The 10,286-nt window shown below is 56.1% G+C and carries 7 protein-coding genes; all 7 read left to right on the top strand.

The window, feature by feature from the left end; genetic code table 11:
* Positions 1-11: 11 nt before the first annotated feature.
* Positions 12-476: an N-acetylmuramoyl-L-alanine amidase gene (locus ABCS64_RS06910; RefSeq protein WP_418891135.1), complete on the top strand. Its 465-nt coding sequence runs from the start codon at positions 12-14 to the stop codon at positions 474-476.
* The gene (locus ABCS64_RS06915; protein ID WP_418891136.1) at positions 464-883 is read left to right on the top strand and encodes a hypothetical protein; all 420 of its coding nucleotides are present in this window, start codon (positions 464-466) and stop codon (positions 881-883) included. Before ABCS64_RS06910 ends, ABCS64_RS06915 begins: the two co-directional genes overlap by 13 nt.
* Positions 884-1,069: 186 nt before the next feature.
* Positions 1,070-1,474, top strand: a complete 405-nt coding sequence (locus tag ABCS64_RS06920; RefSeq protein ID WP_418891137.1) for an STY0301 family protein — start codon at positions 1,070-1,072, stop codon at positions 1,472-1,474.
* A gap of 249 nt (positions 1,475-1,723) precedes the next feature.
* Complete coding sequence (locus ABCS64_RS06925) at positions 1,724-3,973, top strand: type VI secretion system Vgr family protein (RefSeq protein WP_418891138.1); 2,250 nt, start codon at positions 1,724-1,726, stop codon at positions 3,971-3,973.
* Positions 3,974-4,110: 137 nt separating this feature from the next.
* Positions 4,111-9,171 (top strand): RHS repeat-associated core domain-containing protein, encoded by a 5,061-nt coding sequence (locus tag ABCS64_RS06930; protein ID WP_418891139.1) that lies wholly within the window; start codon positions 4,111-4,113, stop codon positions 9,169-9,171.
* Positions 9,172-9,175: 4 nt separating this feature from the next.
* Complete coding sequence (locus tag ABCS64_RS06935; protein WP_418891140.1) at positions 9,176-9,622, top strand: hypothetical protein; 447 nt, start codon at positions 9,176-9,178, stop codon at positions 9,620-9,622.
* A 125-nt stretch (positions 9,623-9,747) separates the two neighbouring features.
* A complete protein-coding gene (locus ABCS64_RS06940) occupies positions 9,748-10,236 on the top strand; it encodes a hypothetical protein (RefSeq protein ID WP_418891141.1) in 489 nt (162 codons plus the stop codon).
* The last annotated feature ends 50 nt before the right edge of the window (positions 10,237-10,286 follow it).

Consider the following 10,286-nt stretch of genomic DNA (forward strand, 5'->3'; position numbering starts at 1 on the left):
TCCAGGCAACATTGAATGCGTATAACAGCGGCGGCAATGGCGCCCATTTCTTGATTGGGAAAGATGGTCACATCTACCAGACAGCCAGCGTCCTACAGACCTGCTACCACGTAGGCAAGCTCATCAAATCAAAATGTCTGGAAATTGACGCTAGTAGTTGTGATATCGATACCGCTAAATTAAAGCTATTGACATGGAGACAAAGGATCAATGCCATAGACAAACATGAGCGAAGCAAGAGCTATCCGACACGCTACCCTGTGAATGCTGACTCGATAGGCATTGAAATCGTGGGTAAAAGCATCGATTCGGAAACTTATGAAGCTGTGACAGTCGAGCAGAACTCATCATTACAATTCCTGCTGGACGAGTTGTATTCTGTCTTTACCAAAATTACATCGGAAGACGTTTATCGTCATCCAACCGTTTCGTACAAAAACCCTGGTGAAGCAAAGTCTGCTGTATGGAAAAAGTAAAGTTTCTGTGGTGCCTATGCTTCTGGAGTACCGCTTTCTGCCTGCTTCCCTCGGCATGCAGTGCAACCGGCACGAATACGCTTCCTCATGCTTCTGCCCGCACTAACGAACTGGTGATTCAGTCCTCACAATTTTTCACCAGGAATCCGGAGATTTGCCGTTCCTCAGATGTAGCGTTGAACAAAATGCAGATCGCTGATTTTTTCCGGCTGGCACAAAAGGTCTCACTACAGGAACTGAACAAAAATCACTATTTTGCCCCCTGCCATCTTGAAGGAAAACTTCAGCGTGGTAAAACATCGTGCTTCTGGAAAATCCAGGCCAGTGCAATTGGCGAAATCACCTGCGACGGGGCGACCACCTACTTTGCATGTAATGACGAAACCTGTTACCGAATATTTGAATAATGGCAAGCGGTCATGACCTCAAAGCAGGCACAGCGATTACCGCCTTTGATGATCAAGGGAAATACAAAGGTCATGCAGCTATTATTTATGAGTGCCCAAACAGCTCAGGCCTGAACGTCTATGCTCAGTGGAGCAGTCAGAAATTTCATTCGTGACTGATTCGGTTTGGCGGAAGAGGCGTTTCAAATGATGGGGATCATTTCTATGTCATTGAATAGCCGAAAATGGCTTGTAGCCACAGTCGCTATTGTTGCTGCTACCCTGGGCTATGCGGGATCCCCCAAGGTCTCCAAATCCCCGGCAATGAACTACACATGTCCTGCCAAACTTGTGCTGGGTGAAAAAACCTACCCGCTTGAGAAAGCCAATGTCTTCGATGGTCCCATTGAAGATCGCGCAGGTCTCGTTCCTAAAACGGATCCGGCGCATCCGGAACTTGCCGTCTGGCACGTTGGCGGCAGGCAATTTATTCCCCATCTCAAATGCCGCTACCTGGGCACCCGTCACTACCTTGTTCTCGAAGCCGCAGGCGCCAAACAATGCTGGCTCCAGACTGCCACCAACCATCCTGTTTCCGCACATTGCCAATAATCCGTCACGGAAGGCGAATTGAGGAGAAAACACCCCCAAAAGAGTCAAAACCTGATTTAAGTTCCAAGCATCTGTTCAAAAAACCTGTTCTTCTTGACCTTCTTGGTACGCTCATATAATTTAACCGCCGCTCTATTTAAACATTAGCGCCTCTGCGGTCACCTGCAATGCCCAAAATGGATGTCCTGGAGGCGACCAAGAATTTCCCACACCCACCGACACATCTGACAAAAAAGGAAAGGACCTCCCATGAACCGACTACTGACATCGCATCTGGGGGGAGAGGGAAAACTCAAGGCGGTCTGGCTAGAAGGGACAGAAGCGCTCAGCACACTCTACCGAATCCGCGTTCGGCTCATCAGCGAAGACGGCCAGATCGACTGCCAGAAACTGTTGGGGGAAGCGGGCAGCGTAGAACTACTCGCTGCGGGGGGCGCCAAACGCTACTTCAGCGGCCAGATTGTCCGCATGGGCGCCTTGGGCAAAGCCGGGCGCTACTACCGCTACGAAGCGCATCTATCCCCCAAACTCTGGCATGCCGGACGCACCAGCGACTTTCGCATCTGGCAAAACCTCACCGTCAAGGAAATTGCCGAAGAGCTCCTTGGCAAACACGCCATCCGCCACGACTGGCGTACCAAAAACGCGCTCAAACGCTGGGAATACAAAGTCCAGTACGGCGAAACCGACCTTGAATTCCTCGAACGGCTACTTGCCCACGAAGGTCTCTACTACTGGTTCGAACACAAAAAGGGCGGCGAGAGACTCATCATTGCCGACCACTTCACCACCCCGGACACCTACCCTGGCTACGAAAACGTCCTCTACTGCCCGCCGGACGAAGCGCGCGAAGACGAAGATCACTACTGGGACTGGAACCTCTCCCGCCGCCCTGAACCGGGGCGCTACACCCAGGGCGACTACGACTTCAAAAAACCGGCCAAAGACCTCACCACCGGCCATAGCGACCCGCGCGGCCACCTCTTTGACCAATACGAAAGATACGCCTACCCTGGCAACTACACCGACCCGGGAGAGGGCGAGCAGTACGCCATCGCTCGACTGGAAGCCCTGCAAGCCGGGCAGGATCTCATCACCCTCACCGGCAAAGTACGCGGCGCCCTGCCCGGCTACCGCTTCACCCTAAGGAACCACCCGCGGGAAGAACAAAACCGCGAACTACTCGTCGTCCGCGCCGACTACCGGGCCACTGACAACGATTACGAGGCCTGGGGGGAACGGGAAGAAGCCGGCTACCAGGTCATCGTCAAGGCCCAGCCGGCCGACAAAGGCTACCGGCCGCTGGCGCGGAGCGGCCCGCGCGCCCGCGGGCCGGAGACCGCTGTCGTTGTCGGCCCGGCCGGAGAAGAAATCCATACCGACGAATACGGCCGGGTCAAGGTGCATTTCCACTGGGATCGTTACGGCAAGAAAGACGGCAGCGACTCCTGCTGGATCCGGGTAGCCAGTCCCTGGGCGGGGAGCAACTTCGGCGGCATCCACATCCCGCGCATCGGCCAGGAAGTCATTGTCGATTACGAATACGGCGACCCGGATCGTCCGCTCATTACCGGACGGGTCTATAACGCCGCTCAAATGCCTCCGTGGGAATTGCCGGCCAACAAGACCCAATCGGGCTTTCTCACCCGCTCGAGCAAAGGCGGCGCGCCCGGAGAAGGACTGCGTGACGGCGCCGGCGCGGCCAACGCCCTGCGCTTTGAAGACAAGGCCGGCGCCGAACAACTCTGGCTGCACGCCCAGCAAGACCAGCTCACCGAAGTGGAGCGCGACGAAGACAAATGGGTGGGACAGGATCGCAGAAAGGAGATCGACCGCGACGAGTTCAACACCATTCACCGCGACAGAACGGAAGTGGTCGATCGTAATGAAAAGATCAATGTGCATGGCTGGCGCACGGAGGAAGTCGATCTTGATGAGACCATTACCATCCATCAGAACCGGAAAGAACGCGTCGATCACAACGAGACCATTTCTATCGGCGATAACCGTAATGAAAGCGTCGGGAAGAATGAAACCATCACGATCGGCATCAATCGCACCGAATCAGTCGGCAAAAACGAAAAGGTTAAGATCGGGGTTCTCAAATCGGAAGCGGTTGGGCTGGTCTCATTTTCAACCACAGGTCTAGCCCACACAGAAACGGTAGGGGTTGTACACACGAGTACGGCGGGTATCCAGCGTTTTGAGAACACCGGGCGCGACAAGACTGAAACAGTAGGCCACGACCGTAAAGAAAACATTTCTCACGACAACACCCTGAACATCGGCAACAACAGCACCACCGAGATTGGCAAGAACCGCACCACCACAGTTGTTGGGAATGATGGGCTCGAAGTGGGCGAATCCCTGGGCATCAAGGCCAAGAAAATCGAACTCATCGGCACGGAAGAAGTGAGCATCTCATGCGGAAACAGCACCATTCGCCTGACGCCGCAGCTCATTGAAATCCTGTCGAGCCTGGTCAAGATCAACTGTTGATCCGACAAGGGCTGACAAAGAAAGAAGCATATAGGGAAGAAAGGCATACAAGAAATGGCAAATCAACATTGCGCGAGGTCATCATGACAGGACGTTCAGCGGCGCGCCTAGGAGACGGGGTATCCCATGGAGTGATCGTGAGCGGCTCCTCGAGCGTCCTGATAGGCGACCAGGGGGCGGTAGCCTGCTCGGTCTGTCCGGGCGGACTACAGGTTGGCGCCCCGGTCAATCCACAGCTGGGCGCCAAAGTACTGGTTGGAGAAGAAGAACAAGACTTCGCCCTGCCCGGCGCCCTGTCCCTTATCTGGCAAAGGCACTACTCCAGCTACGTCAATGCCGAACAGGGCGGCGCCTGCGGTCTGTTCGGCTACGGCTGGAAGAGCGCCCTGGAACTTTCCCTGCATCTGGACACAAACGGAGTGAGCCTCTTTGACAGCGCCGGGCGCATCCTCCGCTTCCCGACACCGCTGCACCCGGGAGAAGCCCTCTACAGCCCCAGCGAAGACATCTACCTGCTGCGCGGCGGTCAAGCCGGCCCTGAGAGCACATCACCGGCACAAGCCCCTGTAGAGGGTCATGGCGTACACCACTTCGGGGAAAGCGCATCCGCGCTACAGCCCCGTTCCCCCATCCCGGTGGCCAGCGCTACCCTGCCCGCGGCGCGTACCGCCCATGCCGACGCCTCGGTTATACCCATAGCCACAGAGAACGCTTCCCCCCTTCCGGCCTGGCACAGCCAGTCCCAATGGCATCATGTTCCTGTCGCCTGGGCCGGATCGGACAATCACATCATCGCCAGCGACAGCGACGGGCGCATCCTCTGGCACTTCACCCCTGGAGAAGCTGGATACTGGCGTCTGGTTACACGACGCGATCTTATCGGCCGTGAACAGAAGATCCTGTACGCCGAAGACCTGCCGCCAGAACAGCGCACCCTGCCGCTCAAATGGCAACAGCAGCGCAAACCCGCTGACCGGGTCGACTTGCCCGGTCACCTGCCCTGCCTCATTACGGACGGCACAGGCCGGCGCTACCGTCTTCACTACACCTGCCTTGACACCCGGGCCGCCGCTGCCTGGCAACAGGAACACGAGCGGCGATTGCAAGCGCTGGCACGGGGAGAGGCCCTGCCGCGCCCGCCGACCGGCCCCGGCCACAATGCCCAGGCCGGCTGGCAGCAGGAGACCGGCATCCGGCTCGAACGCATCGACTGGGAGAACCCGCCGACCGGCGTTCCCCTGCCCCTGGTGCGCTACGTCTATGACCGTGCCGGCGACCTCATCGGCGTTCATGACCGCAGCGGCAGGCGTGTCCGCGAATTTGCCTACGCCGCCCACCTGATGAGCGCCCACCGCTATCGCGGCGGCCCCTGGCACCGCTACCGCTACGAAGGCCAGGCCGAGGCATCCGGCACCCCCCTGCCCGGGGCGCGCGTCATCGAACAGCACAACGAACAGGGCCTGAACTACCGCTTCACCTACCTCTCCGAGCCCCCGTCCCCCGACGGACAGATGCGCCAACGCACCGAAGTGACCGACAGCCTGGGCCGGCAGGACATCTACCGCTTTACCGGCAGCGGCGGCTTATCCCGTCTGACCGAACACCAGCGCGCCGACGGCAGCATCGAGCGCATGGAATACGACAGCTTCGGCCGCCTCACCGCCCTCACCGACCCCCTGGGCGGCACCCGTTATCTGCGCCGTGACGGACAGGGGCGCATCACCGGCCTGCAAGGCCCGGAAGGCAGTTACAGCCGCGCCCGTTACGACGACGCCGGCCAGCTTGCCGAAACCACCGATGAGGCCGGCCGCACCACACGTTACGCCTACGATGCCTTCGGCCGCCTGAGCCGTATCCATCAGCAAGGGGCCGACCAGGACGAAGAGGCCGCGCTGACCACCCACTACCACTACCCCGACCCACAGAATGCCCCGCTCACCGCCCATCTGCCCGTCAGCATCATCGATGCCCGCGGCGGCATTCGGCATCTTGCCTACAATGCGGCCGGCCAGCTTGTCGGCCATACCGACTGCTCGGGGCAGCGCACTGCCTACGCCTACGACCTCTTCGGCGCGCTGACCGAAGAGACCGATGCCCTCGGCCAGCGCACCGCCTACCGTTACGACGAAGCCGGTCAGCTGACCGAAACCTGTCTGCCTGACGGATCGCGCCTATGCCAGCAGTGGAACGACTTTGGCCAGATCACCCGTCTCTGGCAGCAGGATGCCCATGACCAGGCCGTCGCCGGTTCCGAAACCCGCCTCTGCTACGACCTCTGGGGCCGCCTTGTTGAACGCCGGCACGGCGGCCAGCGCATCGGCATGCACTACGACGAAGCCGGCCGCCTCATCGAACTGACCAACGAGAACGGCGCGGTCAGCCGCTTCGCCTACGACCTCATGGACCGGCTCATCGAAGAGACCGGCTTTGACGGCAGAGTACAACGCTACCAGTACGATGCGGCAGGTCATCTCATCGCCCATCACGACGGAGAGGGCCGCCGCCACTGTTACCAGTGGAACAAGGCCGGTTATCTCACCCGAATCCTGAGCAGCCAGCACGGATCGCAAGGCACCGTCCAGCGCATCGCCCATCTTCACTACGACAAGGCCGGCGCCTTAAACCGCGTCACGCACGCCCTGCAGCAGCCCGGTCAGGAGACCCCCCGCCTGTGCAGCGAGCTATGCATGGCGTACGATAGCCTCGGACGTCTGACCGGAGAAACGCAAAGGCTCTATGCGCAGAGCAACTTCGCGACGGATGGCGCCCCGCCGCCCGTCGAATACGAGCACGCCATTCGCCACACCCTCAACCCGCTGGGCAGGCGCACCGCCAGCGAGCAGGCCATCTGCCGGGTCGATTACCTGCGCTATGGCGCCGGTCACCTGCATGGCCTCCTCCTGAACGGAGAAGAAGTCCTCAGCCTTGAACGCGACGCCCTGCACCGGGAAACCCGCCGCCGTTACAAGAACGGCGCCGAACGCATCCAGACATTCACCCTGAGGGGGCAGACCGAAGGAGAGCACTGGCAGCTGGGCAATGCCGCCAGCATCCCGGCGCCGCTCATCGGACAGCTCTACAAACGCCGGTATCAGTACGATGCCCTGGGTCAGCTTACCGGCCTCACCCAGGGCCAGACCCATCCCCAAGTCCTGCATTACGCCTACGATGCATCCGGCCGGCTCATTGGGGAGACCGGCAGCGGCCCTTCCGGCCGTGCCCTGCACTGGCATTTCGACCCGGCCGGCAACCGGCTACCGTGGTCGCATCCCGGAGAAGCTGCGGGCGGGCGCACCTACGCCCAATCTCACCCCCAATCCCAATTCCAGCCCCAGCCTCAACAACCCCAACTTCAATCACAACTCCAATCCCAATCCCTTCTCCGGGCCGCCGGGCAATCGCCTGTCCGCACACACCTTCCACACGTGCCGTCAGACCCCATGATGGCGCCTGTGCAGATAGAGGGAGAGGGGGCGACAGCGGGCAGCATCGCCTGCTGGCCGGACAACCGCATCGGACACAGCGATGAGGCCGCCTACCGGTACGATGCCCAGGGCAACCGCATCGGCGCCGATTCCCTTAAGGAGGGCGGGCGTCAGGAACTCTTCTACGATGTCGATAACCGGCTCATTGAAGTGCGTCAGTTCGACGCGCACGGCCGTCCCGCCTACACCAGCATTTACCGTTACGATCCCTTCGGCCGGCGGCTGAGTCAAACCGTCATCGCCTACGAAACAACAACCACGCAAACCGCACGCCCCGGAGAAGAAACGCGCCCGGCCAGGCAAACCAGAACAGAAACCAGCGCACCCATCATCAACGAACAGACCGCCTACGGCCGGGACGGCGACCTTCAGGAAACACAAACGCTTCAGGCATCACAGGCGCCGCAGGCATTGCAATCATCGCACAGACAAACGATGCAAACCGCGCAAGCGCCGCAAACCCCGCCGGCGCCCACGGAAACAACCCGAACCACGTATTACGGCTGGGACGGGGATCATCTGGTTCAGATCAAAAGCCCTACGGGCACAACACACATCGTCTATGAGGATGAATACAGTTTTACTCCGCTCATCGAACTCTACCAACCCGCTTGTGCGCAGCCGGAGGAGCAAAGCGAAGCGCAAGAAGCCATAGCGCGCGTAATGAACAGCCTTGCACAGCTGGGCAGCGAAGAGGTACGCGAGCTACAGCAACAGATCAAGGCGCAGGCCGAAAGCATTCTCAGGCAGGGCGGACTCCGGGAAGAGGAGGATGAAGGCGAACGGGAAGGAAAACACGAAGGCGAAGGCAAACACGCGCGCGCCTCAAACGCCCTGCAGATCCGTTACTTTCACTGTAACCAGATCGGCGCGCCGCTGGCTTTGACCGACGACAAGGGACAGGTCATCTGGGCGGCACGCTACGACCCCTGGGGCAACATCGAGGAAGCGTTTAACGCCGACCCCGAACACTTCGAGCAGACGCTGCGCTTGCCGGGGCAGCAACACGATAAAGCCACCGGCCTGTACTATAACCGCCACCGCTTCTACGACCCCAGGCTGGGCGCTTATATCAGCCAGGATCCGATCGGGTTGGCAGGTGGAATGCAGCCCTACAGGTATCCGCATAATCCTTTCGGGGCTATTGATCCGTGGGGGTTGCAGGACATAGCCGGACTCATTCAATCTTCATTTGCTGGCGTAGCAGATCAAGTATCACTTGGTATGCATATGGCACAACAAGGGGCAACTCCAGCCCAGATTTCAGAAGCAATGCACCGTAGTGCAATCGGTTATAGAGCACCAGTAGGTTTAAACGGTACATTATCTGTTGAAGCCAATATTGGGGGACACGTTATGGCGGGAGGAAATGGCAGTATTGGTCTTGCTATTGGGAAAAATAGACATGAATTTATACCAAGAGTATGTGCTTATATCACGACATGCCAAACAATAGGCCCTGGTGCAAGTGGAGGGATTGGGGTAAATGGGCTATTAACCAATGCACCTCCTTCATCTGGTGTAACATTTCATGCCGGTTTATTTGGCGAGGGTGGAGTTCTTGGGAAAGGAAGCATGAGTGTGCTGACTGAGATATCAAAGCCTAGCAACATTACATTATCAGGGGGACTTGGATTAGGTGGTGGTACTAGCGGTGGTTTAATGACATGTCAACAATACACATTATGCACACCAGGATGCAAAAAGGATTAAGTTAATGAAAAATATTCTCTTAACTATTGCTTTTTCTTTTGTGGTATTTATTTCCTCATGCAGCCAGCAAGAGTTTGATATAAACAAGATTGATGCCGTAGTATCTGACTTTCATGAAAGTTACAACAAGAAAAAAGATTCTGAGATTTATGACAAATCAAATCAAGGAATGAAAAATGCAATCAGCAAAGATGAGTTTATTAAAACTTTTAATTTGCTTTATAAAGTTCTTGGGGAAATAAAAAAATCTTCTTTAACTGGCGTAACAAAAACAACCAATTCAAAAGGAGAGTCCGTAGTTGCGGCGCAATATACCTCTGAATTTTCCAAAGGTACAGGAATTGAAACTTTCATATTAATTCAAAATAATAATTCATATGAAATTTTCCAATGGAATATCAACTCTGATGAGTTAATAAAAGGAATAGTTGAACAAGCTTCAAAAGACTAACAGTCCAGTTTTTAAGCTAATTTTTTATATTAATTTTTTTATGACTGTCTGGAACGGTTGGTGGCTCAGTTGCCGCAACCGCCTATGAGGCGCTGACCTGTACTGACAAGTGCAATAAATAATCTATGACTGTCATGAATAATGATGTAGTAATGATTAGAGCCTATTTGGGTGGTCGATGGTTTTTTTATACATTTTTTCTTATATTTAATATTATATTAATAATAGGGGCATTTAAATTTGAGTTTAGAAGAAAAGAAACAATTGAAATAGGGAAGTTTTTTATTGCAATGAATTTGGTCACCGTATATGTAATATATATACTGGAAGCCTTTAAAATCCAGTATAACCAGACCTTTTTCAGTTACCGCAGTTCATTTCAGAGACATTATCGCGACATTTCTTACTCACAGATTGAGCGGTTATGGATTGAGTTTGAACGCAAGCCGTTCCAGGCGCTGGACACGCTAAAGGTGCGCCTGAAAGACGGCCGGATTATCAAGATTACCCGAACAGCCTTCCCACAACCGGCTTACCGCAATTTTGAGCAGATGCTTCAGGAGAGAACAGGACTGAAGATCAAGGGACACTCGCCCCTGGTGGCTAAACCATGATTTAATATCATTATCTGATTTAGCCAGATACCAGAAAGGAAATGGCCTAT

Source organism: Dentiradicibacter hellwigii, from assembly GCF_041770905.1.
GTDB classification, from domain to species: Bacteria; Pseudomonadota; Gammaproteobacteria; order Burkholderiales; family Rhodocyclaceae; genus Propionivibrio; species Propionivibrio hellwigii.

Coding starts and splice junctions, on each gene's coding strand:
- ABCS64_RS06915 (WP_418891136.1), top strand. CDS start 464: ATGGAAAAAGTAAAGTTTCTGTGGTGCCTATGCTTCTGGAGTACCGCT.
- ABCS64_RS06920 (WP_418891137.1), top strand. CDS start 1,070: ATGATGGGGATCATTTCTATGTCATTGAATAGCCGAAAATGGCTTGTA.
- ABCS64_RS06925 (WP_418891138.1), top strand. CDS start 1,724: ATGAACCGACTACTGACATCGCATCTGGGGGGAGAGGGAAAACTCAAG.
- ABCS64_RS06935 (WP_418891140.1), top strand. CDS start 9,176: ATGAAAAATATTCTCTTAACTATTGCTTTTTCTTTTGTGGTATTTATT.
- ABCS64_RS06940 (WP_418891141.1), top strand. CDS start 9,748: ATGACTGTCATGAATAATGATGTAGTAATGATTAGAGCCTATTTGGGT.